This window comes from Pelagibius sp. (genome assembly GCF_028289705.1).
Taxonomy (GTDB): domain Bacteria; phylum Pseudomonadota; class Alphaproteobacteria; order Kiloniellales; family Kiloniellaceae; genus Pelagibius.
On sequence record NZ_JANQOI010000164.1, the window covers coordinates 31,536 to 46,528 of the forward strand.

Below are 14,993 nucleotides of genomic sequence, written 5' to 3' on the forward strand. Positions count from 1 at the left end.
AAATCCGAGACCCCGATCCAAACGGGGGAGCCGAGGCGCAGGCCGGCCTCGCCAGCACAGCCGATTGAAGAAGACCCACGCGATGAGCGTTGACTATCGACCGACCGTTTTTCTGCCGCAGACCGACTTTCCGATGCGCGCAGGCCTGGCCAAGCGGGAGCCCGAAACCCTGGCGCGCTGGGCGGAGATGGACCTTTTCGCCCGGCAGCGCGAAGCCTCCAAGGGACGGGAGCAGTTCATCCTGCACGACGGTCCGCCCTACGCGAACGGACACCTGCACATCGGCCACGCGCTGAACAAGATCCTCAAGGACGTGGTCAACCGCGCCCAGCAGATGCTGGGCAAGGATGCGCACTACGTGCCGGGCTGGGACTGCCACGGTCTGCCCATCGAATGGAAGATCGAGGAGCAGTACCGCAAGGACGGCAGGGACAAGGACGCGGTGCCGGTGCTGGAGTTCCGGCGCGAGTGCCGCGACTTCGCCGAGAAGTGGGTGGCCATCCAGACCGACGAGTTCAAGCGCCTCGGCGTGCTCGGCGACTGGGAGCGGCCCTATACCACCATGTCCTTCGCCGCCGAGGCGCAGATCGTCCGCGAACTGGGCAAGTTCCTGGAGAACGGCGGCGTCTACAAGGGCTCCCGCCCGGTCCTCTGGTCGGTGGTGGAGCGCACCGCGCTCGCCGATGCCGAGGTGGAGTATCACGACCACGTCTCCAAGACCATCTGGGTGCGCTTTCCCGTGGCCCGCGCCGGCGCGCCGCTGCTGGAGGGCGCCAGCGTGGTCATCTGGACCACCACGCCCTGGACCATTCCGGGCAACCGCGCCGTGGCTTTCGGCGAGGAGATCGCCTATGGCCTCTGGCAGGTGGAGGCGGTGGCCGAGGGCAGCCTGGCGCGGCCGGGCGAGAAACTGGTGCTCGCCAAAGACCTGGCCGAGGCGGTGCGCGAAGCCGGCAAGATCGAAAGCTGGTCGCATCTGGGCGACCTCGGGCCGGCCGAACTCGGCGGAACCGTCCTGACCCATCCCTGGAACGGCTTTGGGCCGGCCGACGGCGGCTACGACTTCGACGTGCCGGTGCTGGCCGGCGAGTTCGTCACCACCGAGCAGGGCTCCGGCTTCGTGCACATCGCCCCCGGCCATGGCGCCGACGACTGGGCCCTGGGCCTGAAGAACGGCATCGAGATCCCGCAGACCGTGGGCGGCGACGGCACTTTCTACGACCACGTGCCGCTAACGGGCGGTGCGGTGGTCTATGACGAGAACGGCAAGGCCGGCGATGCCAACGACCGGGTGGTCGCCGCTTTGGGCGAGGCCGGGCAGCTCTTGGGCCATGGCCGCCTGGAGCACAGCTATCCCCATTCCTGGCGCTCCAAGGCGCCGCTGATCTTCCGCAATACCGCGCAGTGGTTCATCTCCATGGAGACCAACCAGTTGCGCGACAAGGCCCTAAAGGCGATCGACGAGACCCGCTTCGTCCCGGCAACCGGGCGCAACCGCCTGCGCTCGATGATCGAGCAGCGCCCGGACTGGTGCATCTCCCGCCAGCGGCTGTGGGGCGTGCCCCTGCCGATCTTCGTGAACAAAGAGACCGGCGAGCCGCTGCGCGACCCGGCGGTGATCGAGCGGGTGGCGACGGCCTTCGAGGAAGAGGGCGGCGATGCCTGGTTCTCCAGCGATCCGCAGCGCTTCCTCGGCAACGAGTACAAGGCCGAGGACTACGAGCAGGTCACCGACGTGGTGGAGGTCTGGTTCGATTCCGGCTCGACCCACAGCTTCGTGCTGGAGGCGCGGCCCGAACTCAAGTGGCCGGCGGATCTCTATCTCGAAGGCTCCGACCAGCATCGCGGCTGGTTCCACACCTCGCTCCTGGAATCCGCCGGCACCCGCGGGCGGGCGCCCTACGACGCCGTGCTGACCCACGGCTTCATCCTGGAGGAACAGGGCCGCGAGAAGATGTCCAAGTCGCGCGGCAACGCGCTCTCGCCCCAGGACGTGGTGGACAATCAGGGGGCGGACATCCTGCGCCTCTGGGTGGTCGCCTCCAACTACGAGGAAGACCTGCGCTTCGGCCCGGAGATCCTGAAGTACCAGGGCGATGCCTACCGGCGCCTGCGCAACACCTTGCGTTTCCTGCTGGGCAACCTGGCCGGCTTCGAGCCGGTGGAGCGCGTCGCCGCGGAGGAGATGCCGGAGCTGGAGCGCTGGGTGCTGCACCGCCTGGCCGAGTTGGACCTGCAGGTGCGGCGGAACGTAGAGGACTTCCAGTTCCACGCCCTCTACCAAGCGGTCTACAATTTCTGCGCCGTCGATCTCTCGGCCTTTTACTTCGATGTGCGCAAGGACGTGCTCTATTGCGACCGGTCGGACAGCCTGCGCCGGCGCGCCTGCCGCACCGTGCTGGACGAGGTTTTCTCCTGCCTCACCGCCTGGCTGGCGCCGATCCTCTGCTTCACGGCGGAAGAGGCCTGGTGGGCCCGTGGCACGGGACCGGAGGAAAGCGTCCACCTGCGGACCTTCCCGGCGGTGCCGGAGGGCTGGCGCGACGCGGCCCTGGCGGAGAAGTGGTCTGCCGTGCGCGAAGTGCGCCGGGTTGTCACCGGTGCCCTGGAGCTGGAACGCGCCGGCAAACGCATCGGCTCCAGCCTGCAGGCCCATCCGGAGGTTTTCATCGAGCGTCCCGAACTGCTGGCGGCGCTCAAGGATGTGGCGCTGCACGATGTGGCCATCACCTCCGCGGTGACGGTGACCGAAGGCGCGGGCCCGGCGGAGGCCTTCCGCCTGGACGAGGTGGCCGGGGTCGCGGTCTCGGTGCGCTTGGCCGAGGGCAGCAAGTGCCAGCGTTGCTGGAAGGTGCTGCCGGAGGTGGGGGCTGCGGCGAACGCGCCGGAGACCTGCGCACGCTGCGCCGATGCCGTCCAGCACCTCGGCGCCGCGGCGCAGTAGGGCTGGAGAGGCCGGCCCGCCGCGATGCGCTGGACCCTCCTGATCGCTCTGGTGATCCTGGTCGCCGACCAGATCACCAAGGCGCTGATCCTCGGGGTGCTGGAGCAGCCCGGCAACCAGATCGTGGTGACCGGCTTCTTCAATCTGGTGCTGACCCACAACACCGGGGTCAGCTTCGGCCTGCTGCAAAGCGACTCGCCCTGGCGGCCTTACCTGCTCTCAGGCGTGGCCCTGGCCATTGTCGCGGCCTTGCTGGTCTGGGTGAAACGTCAGCCGCTGGGCCTGATCCCCTATGGTGCCGGGCTCGTGGTCGGCGGCGCCATCGGCAATGTCATCGACCGCATGCATCAGCCCGGCGTGGTGGACTTCCTTGACTTCCATGTCGCCGGGTGGCACTGGCCGGCTTTCAATGTTGCCGACAGCGCCATTGTTTGCGGGGTGGCCTTGATCGTGGTCGACGGCTTGTTTGACCACAATAGAAAGAGTAATAAAGAGGCGGGGATAGGGAGGTAGTCGACGATGGATCGCACCGTGACGTTACGTTTACTTGTCGCCAGCAGCCTTCTTTTTACGCTCGCGGCCTGCGGGGGATTCCGTGAGCAGCTTGGCTTGACCAAGCAGTCGCCCGATGAGTTTCGCGTGGTTTCCCGGGCCCCCCTGACGGTGCCGCCGGATTTCGCGCTGCGCCCGCCGGAGCCCGGCGCCCCGCGCCCGCAGGAGGGCACGCCGAGCCAGCAGGCCGAACGGGCCGTGTTCCGCAACGCAACCGGGCAGCAGGCCGCGGCGACGCAGGGCGTTGCGACGCAGACCGCCATACGGCCCAACCGCTCGCTGGGCGAGCAGTCTCTGCTGAACTCCGCCGGCACCCAGCAGGCCGAGCCCAATATTCGCCTGATCGTTGAGCGCGAGACAAAACAGATCAACGAAGAGTCCGACCGTTTCGTCGATATTCTGGTGTTCTGGGACAACCAGAGCCCGGCGGGAACGGTGGTCGATCCCCAGGCCGAGTTGAGGCGCCTGCAGGAAAACGCGGCCCTTGGACTGCCGGCCACCACTGGCCCGACCCCGCAGATCATCCGCCGGCGCAAGGCGCCTCTGGAAGGGATCTTCTAGCGCCGCATTGCGCCTGAGGGGGCGCCCGAAGGACAGACCGGCCGCCCCAACGGGCCGGCTCAGGCCAGCAAAGGGCGCGAAGCGCGCCCGGCTGGTTCACGCCGAGATGAACGAAGTTTCATCTCCTCGATAGGGCCGCCGGCTTGCGGCCCGTCAGGTCCGTGCCATATAGATCCCTGAGGCCAATCCTTGAGGGAAACCAGCAGATGACGCTTCCACGACGCGCCGGCCGTTTTCTGGCCATCGGCCTCGCGGTTCTTGCGGCCCAGCTCGCCACTGCGCTCGGCCCGCTGCAGAGCCCGGCGGCAGCCAAGGTCTTCGATCCCGTCAGTTTCACCCTGGACAACGGCCTGCAGGTGGTCGTGGTGGTCAATCGCCGCGCGCCCATTGTGCATCACTCGGTCTGGTACCGGGTCGGTGCCGCCGACGAGCAGGCCGGCGAGTCCGGCTTGGCCCATTTCGTTGAACACCTGATGTTCAAGGGCACCGAATCCTTGGCGCCCGGCGAATTCTCCGAGATCATCGCCGCCAACGGCGGCCGCGAGAATGCCTTCACCTCCTGGGACTATACCGGCTACTTCCAGACCGTCGCGGCGGACCGCCTGGAAATCATGATGAAGCATGAAGCGGACCGCATGGCCAATCTGGTCTTGAGCGACGCGGTGGTCGATCCGGAGCGCGATGTCGTGCTCGAGGAGCGGCGCAGCCGCGTCGACAACGAACCGCGGGGCCAGCTTGCCGAGCTGATCCGCGCGACCCTGTTCCTCAATCACCCCTACCGCATTCCCATCATCGGCTGGGATCACGAGATCCGCGAACTCAACACCGAAGCGGCCCTGCGCTTTTACGAGCGCTGGTATGCCCCCAACAACGCGGTGCTGATCGTCGCCGGCGACGTCGACCCGCAGGCGGTGCGCGATCTGGCGGACAAATACTACGGGCCGATCCCGGCCGGCGATTTCCCGCCGCGCCAGCGGGTGGCGGAGCCGCCGCAGAACGGCGCGCGGGAGGTCACGCTGCGCAGCCCGCGGGTGCGCGAGCCCTCCTTCTCCATCAGCTATCTGGCGCCCGGCTACCGTCAGGCGGAAGGTCCCGAGGCCTATGCCCTGCAGGTGCTGTCGGAGATCCTGAGCGGCGGCGCCACCGGCCGGCTCTACAGCCGCCTGGTGGTGGACCAGGGCACCGCCGCCTCGGCCGGCGCCGGATACAGCCCCATGGCCTACGACTATGCGACCTTCACCTTCTTCGCCTCGCCGCGGCCCGGCGGCGCCTTGGAGCCGGTGGAAGCGGCGCTGCGCGCCGAGATCGCCTTGCTGCTGGAAGAGGGCGTCAGCGAAGCCGAAGTGGCCGCGGCCAAGAAACGCCTGAGCGCTGGGGCGGTTTTCGCCCGCGACAACCTGAGCACCGCGCCGCGGATCATCGGCGCGGCGCTGACCACCGGCAGCAGCCTGGAAGCGATCGAGGCCTGGCCGGAGCGGATCGAGGCGGTCACGGCCGAGGCTGTCAACGCGGTGGCGAAGAAGGTGCTGCGCGAGGAACAGTCGGTGACGGCCTATCTGCTGCCCAAGCCGACGACCTGACCCGAGCCGATAACCTAATAGGAGCGCCGCAATGGCCCAGCGCAATTCGAACTTGGTGAGTCGGCGTCGGCCCCTGGGTCGGGGTCGGCCCCGGGCCGTGGCCCTCACGGCCGCCGTCCTTCCGGCCCGGGTTTTGGTCCTGGCTGCACTGCTGGCCCTGCTCAGTCTGCTGGCCGCCTTTCAGGCGCGCGCGGTGGAAGTCCAGCGGGTGGTCAGCCCCGGCGGCATCGAGGCCTGGCTGGTGGAGGACCACAGCAATCCGATCATCGCCCTGGATCTCGCCTTTCGCGGCGGCGCTGCCCTGGATCCGGCCGGCAAGCCCGGCCTGGCCTATATGGTCTCCACGCTTATCGACGAAGGTGCCGGGCCACTCGACTCTCAGGCGTTTCAGGGGGCCCTGGACGACCTCTCCATCAGCCTGCGGTTCGAGGCCGGTCTCGACAACTTCTCGGGCTCGCTGTCGACCCTGAGCGAGAACCGCGCGCGTGCCTTCGAGCTGCTGCGCCTGGCGCTGACGGCGCCGCGCTTCGATGAGGAACCGGTGGAACGGATCCGCAGCCAGATCCTCGCGCGCCTCTCCCGCGAAGCGGAAGACCCCAACATGATCGCCAGCCGCACGCTGCGCCGTCTGGTCTTCCAGGATCATCCCTATGCCCGCCCGACCCGCGGCACCGAGGCCAGCATCGCCGCCATCACCGCTGACGATCTGCGCGGCTTCGTGCGGGCCCGTTTCGCCCGCGACCGGCTGTTCATCGGGGTCGTCGGCGACATCACCCCGGATGAGCTGAAAACCTTGCTGGATACAACCTTCATGCCGCTGCCGGCGATGGGGGAGGCCTTCGAGGTGCCGGAGGCGGCGATCGGCAATGCCGGCGATCTGGTGGTCATCGAGCGGAACATCCCCCAGTCCGTGGTCTCTCTGGGCCAGGCCGGGATCAAGCGCGACGATCCGGACTACTACGCCGCCTATGTGGTCAACTACATCCTCGGCGGCGGCGGCTTTGCCTCGCGTCTGGTCGAGGAGGTGCGGGAGAAGCGGGGCCTCGCCTATTCCGTCTACTCCTACCTCAGCCCCCTGGACCACGGCGCCCTGATTGCCGGCGGCGTGGCGACCCAGAACGCGCGTGTCGGTCAGTCGCTCGAACTGATCCGTCAGGAGTGGCAGCGCATGGCCGAGTCCGGGCCGAGCGCCGCAGAGCTGGCGGCGGCCAAGAAGTTCCTCACCGGCTCCTTCCCCCTGCGGTTCTCCAGCTCCGGGCGCATCGCCGGCATGCTGGTGGGCATTCAGCTCGAGGATCTGGGCATCGACTACCTCGACAAGCGCAACAGCCACATCGAGGCGGTGGATCTGGCGACAGCCCAGCGCGTCGCCAAGCGGCTCTATCGGCCCGAGGCGCTTACCGTGGTGGTCGTCGGCGCCCCCGCCGGCGTTGAGCCGACCCGCGAGGCCCCCGGCGACGGAAGCTGAATTTCTCCGGGCTTGGCCGGGAGTTCCCTACGCTTCGGCCCAGGGGTCGTAGCTGCCGATGTTCCAGAGGTGGCCCTCGGGGTCGCGGCAGGAGAAGAGCCGCCCGCCGTGATCCTGGTCGGCAATCTCCATGACGATCTCCGCACCGGCCGCCTTGGCCTTGTCGTAAAGCCGGTCGGCATCGGCAACGACCACATAGGGGCTTTGGGTGGTGCCGCCCAGGGCCTCGGGGGTCGCCTGCAAGTCGCCGAAGGCGTCCGCGCGTTTGGAGCCGAGCATGATCATGCCCGGCCCCAGGGTGAGCTGGGCATGGGCGATGCCGCCGCTGCCGTCTTCGACCACGAGATGGCGCGCGAAGCCGAAGGTCTCACAGAGCCAGTCGATCATCTTCGGCGCATCCGCATAGCGCAGGCAGGGAACGATGGTGCTGCTCATGGCCTCCTCCCGTGCTGACGTCATGCTGTGACCTTAGCCGAGCGATCAGGCTTCGGCTCGGATAATCATCCCATCGCCGAATTTCCGGCCGCCCGCAGTTCGCCAAGGCCAGGCTGGCGGTGGCAGCGCTGTGTCAAATGGCGCCCCCTGGCCTGCAAGCCCCGGAAGAGTCGCCGTTTGCACTTATCGCCTCACGGTTTTGGCGGTACAACGCCCTGCGATATGACAGGAGAGGGGATGCTGGGTGCCCTGCTGCTTCGTTCTCTAGAGCATGAAGGAGAATGGATGACATGAACCGGCGGCACTTCTTGCAGGCAGGTGGGGCGATGCTCGCCTGCCCGCTCTGCGGCGCTCTCGCGGCCCGGGCAGCCCGGGCGGCGGGCAACAAGCCACACTGGTCCTATGGGGGCGCAAGCGGCCCCGATGCCTGGGGCACGCTGGATCCGGCCTACGGCGCCTGCGGCGCCGGCACACAGCAGTCGCCGATTGACCTGAACGCGGCCGTCAGGGCCGAACTGGCCCCGGTCGGCGTGCGCTGGCAGCGGGTGACGCTCGACTCGGTCGTCAACAACGGCCACACCATTCAGGTCAACACGCCTCAGGGCGGCCATATCGAACTCGACGGCGTCCGCTACGACCTCCTGCAGTTTCACTTTCATCATCTGAGCGAGCACACGCTGGAGGGCAGGCACTTTCCCCTCGAGGTCCACTTCGTCCACAAGGCGGCCGGCGGCGACGGTCTCGCGGTGATCGGGGTGTTCTTCGAAGAGGGTGCCGAGAACCCGGTGTTGGCCCCGGTCTGGCAGGCCATGCCGAGGCAGGAGGGCGAGGGCGCGAGCGCAGCCGTCATCGACCCGGCGGCGCTGCTGCCGGCGTCGCGGGCCGCCTTCCGCTATGCCGGGTCCCTGACGACGCCGCCCTGCAGCGAGATCGTCAGCTGGACCGTTTTCGCGGCACCGCTGTCGGCCTCCGGCGGGCAGATCGCCGCCTTCGCTGAGTTGTTCCCGAACAACTTCCGTCCGGTCCAGCCGCGCAACCGGCGCTTCCTGCTGACGGCGGGTTAGCCCCGGCGCACCTCGATCTTCTTGCCCGCCGGCTCGCTGGGCGCGTGCTTGGCGATCCTCAGGCAGAGCACGCCGTCGCTGAAGGCGGCGTCGATCGTGTCGCTGTCGGCATCCGGCGGCAGCCTAAAGGAGCGCTGAAACAGCCCGTACTCGCGCTCGGAAAAGAAGAAGGTGCGGCCTTTCTCCTCGCGGCTGTGGCGCTTCTCGCCGCGGACGATCAGGTTGTTGTCGTGCACCGAAACGTCGACGTCCTCGGCCTTCACGCCGGGCAGTTCGACGTTGATCTCATAAGTATCTTCCACCGCGGAGGCATCGGATCGCGGGGCGACCCAGTCGGCGACCTTCTGGCCGACATTGAGGAGGGGTTCGTAAAGCCGCGGCCACCAGCCGGCGGTATGGGATTGCTCGACCATGGATACCTCGCATCAGGAAAGGGGCATCAAGGAAGGGAGTTGTTAGTCCGATTTGATCCCGCCGCGCGTGCGGCTGCCATGATCCGCGTCAATCCGAACGTTTGTCTCTGAGCCGGCGGTCCGCTTGGTGGGCGGTCTTTTGTGCCGGCGGAGCATGGAATTGCGCTGAGTCAGGCCCCTCCCGTTCTGGTAGAGTGGATCGCATCGAATTTCATTTGAGGTGAAGATTCCCATGATCGGCGCAAGAGATCTCGCGTTCGTCGGCTGCCGCCTGCTGTCGCTCTACGTGCTTTGGGTCACCTTGACGTACCTGGCGCATAGCATCCTTCTCGTCTTTGGCGTGATGGCTTGGTCCTCTTACGCCAGCTCCAGTCTCATGTTGCTGGTGACGCATTTGGCCGTCTTCGTCGCGCTGTGGTTCGGTGCCGGCCGGATCGCGGGGATGGTCGCGTCGGAGACGGCGGCCACGTCGGAAGATCATGCGGGGGAGTGGTCGCGCCAAGCTGCCTTATCGCTGGCGGTGGTCGTTCTCGGGCTGTGGGTCCTGATCCAACAACTCCCCATCTTCGTTAGCTTCCTGCTGCAATTCATCGGTGAGGAGAGGCGGTTTGCGCTCAATACGGATTTGGACCGTCTCGTATGGGTCATCCTGACGACGGGCCTGGGCGTGCTCTGCGTCTTCGGATCCCGGGCAATCGCCCAATTCATCGGCAGGCTGCGGCGCTGGTAGCGGTCGGCTTTCCGCGACTCCGCTTGTCCTGTTAGTTTTGCCAAGACCAAAGGCTCAACTGGAACCTCAAGCCCCATGCCCATCCGCCGTCTGCCCGAGACCCTGGTGAACCGGATCGCCGCCGGCGAGGTGGTGGAGCGGCCGGCCGCGGCGGTGAAGGAGCTGGTGGAAAACGCCCTCGATGCCGGGGCGCGCCACATCGACGTGATGCTGCGCGACGGCGGGCGGGCCCTCATCAGCGTCACCGACGACGGCTGTGGCATGACCCCGGAGGAGTTGCGCCTCGCAGTCGAGCGCCACGCCACCTCCAAGCTGCCGGACGACGATCTGGTGCACATCGCCTCCCTGGGGTTCCGGGGGGAGGCACTGCCCTCCATCGGCGCCGTCGCCCGCCTCACGGTGACCAGCCGGCCCGCTGGCGCGGATGAGGCCTGGTCCCTGGCGGTGGAAGGCGGTGCCGTCGGCGATCCGCAGCCCGCCGCCCACCCGCAGGGCACGCGGGTGGAGGTGCGCGATCTCTTCTTCGCGACCCCGGCACGGCTCAAGTTCCTGAAGACCGCGCGCACCGAGGTCGCCCACGCCCAGGACACGGTGAACCGCTTGGCCATGGCCCACCCCCAGGTGGGCTTCACCCTGAGCGACGGGGATCGTAAGCTGGTGAACCTGCCGCCGGCCGAAGGCGAGTTGTTCGACGCCCGCCTGAAGCGCCTCTCGGCGGTGATGGGCCGGGACTTCGCCGACAATGCGCTCGCCATCGACGCGGTGCGGGAGGGGATCGGCCTCACCGGCTACATCGGCCTGCCGACCCTCAACCGCGGCAACGCCCAGCAGCAGTATCTCTTCGTCAACGGCCGGCCGGTGCGCGACAAGCTGCTCTACGGCGCGGTGCGCGGCGCCTATCAGGACTTCCTCGCCCGCGACCGCCATCCTCTGGTGGCGCTCTTCGTGGAACTGCCGCCGGAGCAGGTGGACGTGAATGTGCATCCCACCAAGGCGGAGGTGCGCTTCCGCGATCCCGGCTTGGTGCGCGGCCTCATCGTCTCCGCCGCCAAGCACGCCCTGGCCGAGGCGGGGCACCGCGCGTCGACCACCGTGTCCGATCTGGCCCTGGGCGCCCTGCAGGCAGGCGGCCAGCCGGGCGGTGGCTGGCGCTATCCCCAGGGGGTGCGGGGTAGCAGCCTGCCGCGCGGCCTCGCCGAGGCGACCGCCCAGTATCATGCACCGGTGGGCGTCGGCTCTTTGCCGGGTCTCGACCAGGCGCCGGCCGCGGCCGCGCCCAACGTCCATGGTGAGATTCCGCCGGAAGGCCGCGACGACAAGGCCGGCTTCCCCCTCGGCGCCGCCCGGGCCCAGGTTCACGCCACCTACGTGGTGGCGCAGACCGGCGACGGCATCGTCATCGTCGACCAGCACGCCGCCCACGAGCGCCTGGTTTACGAGCGCATGAAGCAGCAGCTCGGCGAGACCGGCGTGGCGCGCCAGATGCTGCTGCTGCCCGAGGTGGTGGAACTGGAGGAGCAGGCGGCGGCCCGGGTCGTCGCCCGCGCCGAGGAGCTGGCCGAACTGGGCCTGGTGCTGGAGGGCTTCGGCCCCGGCGCCGTGGTGGTGCGGGAGGTGCCGGCCCTGCTGGGCGAGGTGGACGTCGGGGGCCTGATCCGCGACCTCGCCGACGAACTGGCGGAGCTGGGGGAGGCGCTGGCTCTGCGCGAACGCCTGGAGCATGTCTGCGGCACCCTGGCCTGCCACGGCTCGGTGCGCGCCGGGCGCATCCTCAACGTCGAGGAGATGAACGCCCTGCTGCGCCAGATGGAGGCCACGCCCCACTCCGGCCAGTGCAATCACGGCCGCCCGACCTATGTCGAATTGAAGTTGGCGGACATCGAAAAGCTCTTCGGCCGGCGGTAGTCTCGTTTCGACTTGCGTCGCATGCAGGCCGGCACCGTCAAAGCCTGAGAGTCTGGCTGAAGTTAAGTGGCTTGAGTTCAATGGCTTGCCAAGGTTTTGCCGACCCCCATCGTCACCCTCGGGCTTGTCCCGAGGGTCCATGGAAAGAGCGAGACCCAGACCTCGATGGATTGCCGGAACAAGTCCGGCAATAACGGTCTGGAAAGGCCAGAGCAGGGGAGCCTTTGCCGGATGAGGTCAGGCCCTGAATGACTCTAAAGGATCACGGATGGACCCAAGCCTCACCCTGCAACTGGAAGCCCTGAAGCTGCTCCAGCAATGGACGGTCTGGCTGATCACCATCTCCGCCGGACTGCTGGGCGTCATGGGCTTCGCGCTGAAGAGCCTGCAGGGCAGCCGAGCGGTCTTCGCCGCGCGGGCCGCCATCCTCTGCCACCTGCTGACGGTCCTCGTCGCGGTGGTCCTGGTCGGCGCGATCCCGGATCTGGTGCAGCGCCTGGAGCCGGACAGCCGCAGCGTCTCCCTGCTCTTCGGCTCCGACTTCGAGGGCATCTACGGCCACCGCTACCTGGGCGTTGTGCCGCTCTGGGTGCTGGTGCTGCTGCAGCGCATCGCCTTCTTCCTCGGCCTCGCCTTCATGGCCCGCTTCGTCTGGCTCGCCGTCGGTCAGAACCGCGGGGAGTGAGCCTGCCCGCATGCCCCCTCACCCAGCTTCGCCTAAGTTCGGTCTTTGACCTCACCAAGGCTCCGCAACCCTCTCCCACGCTGGGGAGAGGGAGAAAAAAGGGCCGCTGCATTACCCTCTCCCACGCGGGGGAGAGGGCAACTAGGACGCCCCTTAGACTCCCTCTCCCCTGGCGGGAGAGGGAGGGGCCCATGAAATGGGAGGGTGAGGGGGACTACAGCGCGCGGCCTTTGGCGATGAGGTCGGCGAAGCGCGCCTCGCCGATGGTGCTGCCGCAGAAGATGACGCCGACGCGCTTGCTGGCGCAGGCTTCGCGCAGCGGGCCCATGACGGCGGCAGTGGCGGCGGCGCCGGCGGGCTCCAGGGCGATCTTCAGGGCGTCGTAGACCAGCGCCATGGTGCGCAGCATCGCCGCGTCTTCGATGCGCACCAGTTCGTCGACATGGGCGCGGGCGACGGCGAAGGAGTAGGGCAGGGCCCGGGGCGCGCCCAGGCTGTCGGCGATGGTGTCGACTTTTTCCAGCGCCTGGGGGCTGCCGGCGGCGAAGCTACGGGTGAGGCTGTCGGCGCCCGTCGGCTCGACGCCGATCACCTTGCAGTTCGGCTGCAGCAGCTTGAAGGCTCGCGCCATGCCGGCGATGAGGCCGCCGCCGCCGACGGGAACCACCATCACATCGAGATCCGGCATCTGCAGGGCGCACTCGCGCCCGCAGGTGGCGGTGCCGAGAACGGTGAGCGGGCTTTCGAAGGGATGCACGAAGCGCCGACCCTCCTCTTCGACGATGCGGTCGGCCTCGTCGAAGGCGGCATGGACGTCGTCGCACTGCACCACCTCGGCGCCTAGCGCCTTGCAGCCGGCGACCCGCACCGGATCGGCGGCCTTCATCATCACCACCTTGGCCGGCACGCTCCTTTGAGCCGCCGCCCAGGAGACCGCCAGGGCATGGTTGCCGGCACTGACGGCGGTGGCGCCGCGCTCGCGCTCCTCGTCGCTGAAATCGAGGAGGTTCAGGAGCGCGCCGCGGGCCTTGAAGGAGCCGGCGTGCTGAAAGAGTTCCAGCTTACCGATGACCTCGGCGCCTTCCGGCAGATGCGGCGAGAGAACGTCGCTGGTGAGGGCCACCACCGGGGTCTCGATGATGCGGCCCTTCAGCGTCTCCGCCGCGGCCTCGATCTCGGCCAAGCTGGGGGCGGCCGCCGCTGCGTCCGTCAGGGCTTGATCGCTCATCTCTCTTTTGCCTCTCCCGAATGCGGCGGTCCCGTGAACACGGTCATAAGCTCAGCCATCGAAGCGCAGGAAGATCAGCTTCGCCTTGCCGTAAGTGCGGGCGTCCAGCTCGCTGAAGCCCGCGGGCAGGGCGAAGGGCTCGCTTTTCATCAGCTCCACGGAGACCAGCGCGTCGGGCGCCATCCAGCCCGCCGCCCGCAAGCTCGCCAGTGCCTGCTCGGCGAGGCCCTGGTTGTAGGGCGGGTCGAGAAAGATCAGGTCGCAGGCCGCCGGCGCCGGCCGGGGATGCAGCACGTCGCAGGCCAGCAGCTCGGCCCGCTCGCCCTCGCCGAGGGCCGCGATGTTGGCGCGGCAGATCTCGATGGCCGGGGCGTAGTTCTCCATGAAGGTGGCCTGCTCGGCACCCCGCGACAGGGCCTCCAGCCCCAGGGCGCCGGTGCCGGCGAAGGCGTCCAGCACCCGCGCACCGGGCAGCCGCTTCATGCCCTCGTCGCTCAGCTTGCCGCTGGTCAGGATGTTGAACAGCGCCTCGCGGGTGCGGTCGGCGGTGGGCCGCACGGCGAGATCCGCCGGGGTCGTGAGGCTGCGCCCCCTATGACGGCCGGCGACGATTCGCATGGTTCTCGCGGGTCGCATGGCTCTTACGGGTCTGTTTGCCGGCGGCCGCTTTGGGCCGTTTCGCCGGAGCAGCCTTGCCACTGTCGGTCTTCGTCTGTTCGGCCTTCTTGAAGCCGCGGCGCGAACCCGGGCGGTTGGGCTTGGGTTTCGCCTTGGCAAAGCCCTTGCCGCGTTTCTTCGGCGCCTTCTTCTCCTCCAGTCCCAGGGCCTGGCGCAGCCGTTGCTCCGGCACCTCCTCCAGGGCGCGGTTCGGCAGCTTGCCCAGGGAGAAGGGGCCGTAGGAGATGCGGATCAGGCGGTTCACCGTCAGGCCCAGGTGGGCGCAGATCTTGCGCACCTCGCGGTTCTTGCCCTCGCGCAGCCCCATGGTGAGCCAGGCATTGGCGCCGGTCTGCTGGTCCAGCCGCGCCTCCACCGGGCCGTAGTCCACCCCGTCGACGCGCACACCCTTTTCGAGCACGGTCAGGCGCGCCGGATTGACCCGCCCGCGCACCCGCACGCGGTAGCGGCGCAGCCAGCCGTTGGCCGGCAGTTCCAATTGGCGCTTGAGGGCGCCGTCGTTGGTCATCAGCAACAGGCCCTCGGAGTTGATGTCGAGACGGCCCACCGCCTGCAGGCGCGGCAGGCCCTCGGGCAGATGGTCGAAGACCGTGGCCCGGCCCTGGGGGTCGCGGGCGGTGGTCAGCTCGCCGCGAGGCTTGTGGTAGCGCCAGAGCCGCGGCGGTTCGGCCGCCGGCAGGGCGACGCCGTCCACTTCGATGCGGCTCGCGGCGGTCACCAGGGTCGCCGGGCTGTCGAGAACCTCTCCGT

The 14,993-nt window shown here is 68.3% G+C and carries 14 protein-coding genes; 9 read left to right on the forward strand and 5 right to left on the reverse strand.

The features are described from left to right. Window positions 1–82: 82 nt before the first annotated feature. The 5 genes from ileS to Q0996_RS20530 all read left to right on the forward strand — a co-directional run bounded on the left by ileS (window position 83) and on the right by Q0996_RS20530 (window position 7,105). A complete protein-coding gene (gene ileS / locus Q0996_RS20510) occupies window positions 83–2,944 on the forward strand; it encodes an isoleucine--tRNA ligase (protein WP_299624202.1) in 2,862 nt (953 codons plus the stop codon). A gap of 24 nt (window positions 2,945–2,968) precedes the next feature. Beyond that, window positions 2,969–3,457: a signal peptidase II gene (lspA, locus tag Q0996_RS20515; RefSeq protein ID WP_299624204.1), complete on the forward strand. Its 489-nt coding sequence runs from the start codon at window positions 2,969–2,971 to the stop codon at window positions 3,455–3,457. Window positions 3,458–3,553: 96 nt separating this feature from the next. Further along, window positions 3,554–4,057: a DUF3035 domain-containing protein gene (locus Q0996_RS20520; RefSeq protein WP_367575676.1), complete on the forward strand. Its 504-nt coding sequence runs from the start codon at window positions 3,554–3,556 to the stop codon at window positions 4,055–4,057. A 206-nt stretch (window positions 4,058–4,263) separates the two neighbouring features. Further along, the gene (locus Q0996_RS20525) at window positions 4,264–5,637 is read left to right on the forward strand and encodes a pitrilysin family protein (protein WP_299624208.1); all 1,374 of its coding nucleotides are present in this window, start codon (window positions 4,264–4,266) and stop codon (window positions 5,635–5,637) included. 97 nt (window positions 5,638–5,734) lie between these two features. Beyond that, on the forward strand, window positions 5,735–7,105 hold the full coding sequence (locus tag Q0996_RS20530; RefSeq protein WP_299624210.1) for a pitrilysin family protein: 1,371 nt from the start codon (window positions 5,735–5,737) through the stop codon (window positions 7,103–7,105). Between the two features lie 27 nt (window positions 7,106–7,132). Here Q0996_RS20530 and Q0996_RS20535 read toward each other — a convergent pair whose 3' ends face one another. Continuing rightward, window positions 7,133–7,540 carry a VOC family protein gene (locus tag Q0996_RS20535; RefSeq protein ID WP_299624212.1) on the reverse strand — a complete coding sequence of 136 codons (408 nt, stop codon included), beginning with the start codon at window positions 7,538–7,540 and terminating at the stop codon, window positions 7,133–7,135. 290 nt (window positions 7,541–7,830) lie between these two features. Between Q0996_RS20535 and Q0996_RS20540 the strand changes: the two genes are divergently transcribed. Then, the gene (locus Q0996_RS20540; protein ID WP_299624213.1) at window positions 7,831–8,604 is read left to right on the forward strand and encodes a carbonic anhydrase; all 774 of its coding nucleotides are present in this window, start codon (window positions 7,831–7,833) and stop codon (window positions 8,602–8,604) included. Here Q0996_RS20540 and Q0996_RS20545 read toward each other — a convergent pair. Continuing rightward, the gene (locus tag Q0996_RS20545) at window positions 8,601–9,017 is read right to left on the reverse strand and encodes an Hsp20/alpha crystallin family protein (RefSeq protein WP_299624215.1); all 417 of its coding nucleotides are present in this window, start codon (window positions 9,015–9,017) and stop codon (window positions 8,601–8,603) included. The genes Q0996_RS20540 and Q0996_RS20545 overlap by 4 nt on opposite strands. Window positions 9,018–9,249: 232 nt before the next feature. On the opposite strand from Q0996_RS20545, the gene Q0996_RS20550 reads away from it, so the two are divergent. The 3 genes from Q0996_RS20550 (at window position 9,250) to Q0996_RS20560 (ending at window position 12,337) form a co-directional block, all read left to right on the forward strand. Further along, window positions 9,250–9,747: a hypothetical protein gene (locus tag Q0996_RS20550; RefSeq protein ID WP_299624217.1), complete on the forward strand. Its 498-nt coding sequence runs from the start codon at window positions 9,250–9,252 to the stop codon at window positions 9,745–9,747. 75 nt (window positions 9,748–9,822) lie between these two features. Beyond that, window positions 9,823–11,652: a DNA mismatch repair endonuclease MutL gene (gene mutL / locus Q0996_RS20555; protein WP_299624219.1), complete on the forward strand. Its 1,830-nt coding sequence runs from the start codon at window positions 9,823–9,825 to the stop codon at window positions 11,650–11,652. A 268-nt stretch (window positions 11,653–11,920) separates the two neighbouring features. Next, a complete protein-coding gene (locus tag Q0996_RS20560; RefSeq protein WP_299624220.1) occupies window positions 11,921–12,337 on the forward strand; it encodes a hypothetical protein in 417 nt (138 codons plus the stop codon). Window positions 12,338–12,551: 214 nt separating this feature from the next. Here Q0996_RS20560 and Q0996_RS20565 read toward each other — a convergent pair whose 3' ends face one another. From Q0996_RS20565 to Q0996_RS20575, 3 genes are all read right to left on the reverse strand, one after another. Beyond that, complete coding sequence (locus tag Q0996_RS20565) at window positions 12,552–13,565, reverse strand: threonine/serine dehydratase (protein WP_299624222.1); 1,014 nt, start codon at window positions 13,563–13,565, stop codon at window positions 12,552–12,554. Between the two features lie 51 nt (window positions 13,566–13,616). Continuing rightward, window positions 13,617–14,183: a 16S rRNA (guanine(966)-N(2))-methyltransferase RsmD gene (gene rsmD / locus Q0996_RS20570; RefSeq protein WP_299624225.1), complete on the reverse strand. Its 567-nt coding sequence runs from the start codon at window positions 14,181–14,183 to the stop codon at window positions 13,617–13,619. Beyond that, the coding region (locus tag Q0996_RS20575; protein WP_299624228.1) for a pseudouridine synthase at window positions 14,158–14,993 on the reverse strand (836 nt) is incomplete at its 5' end. The genes rsmD and Q0996_RS20575, both read right to left, overlap by 26 nt.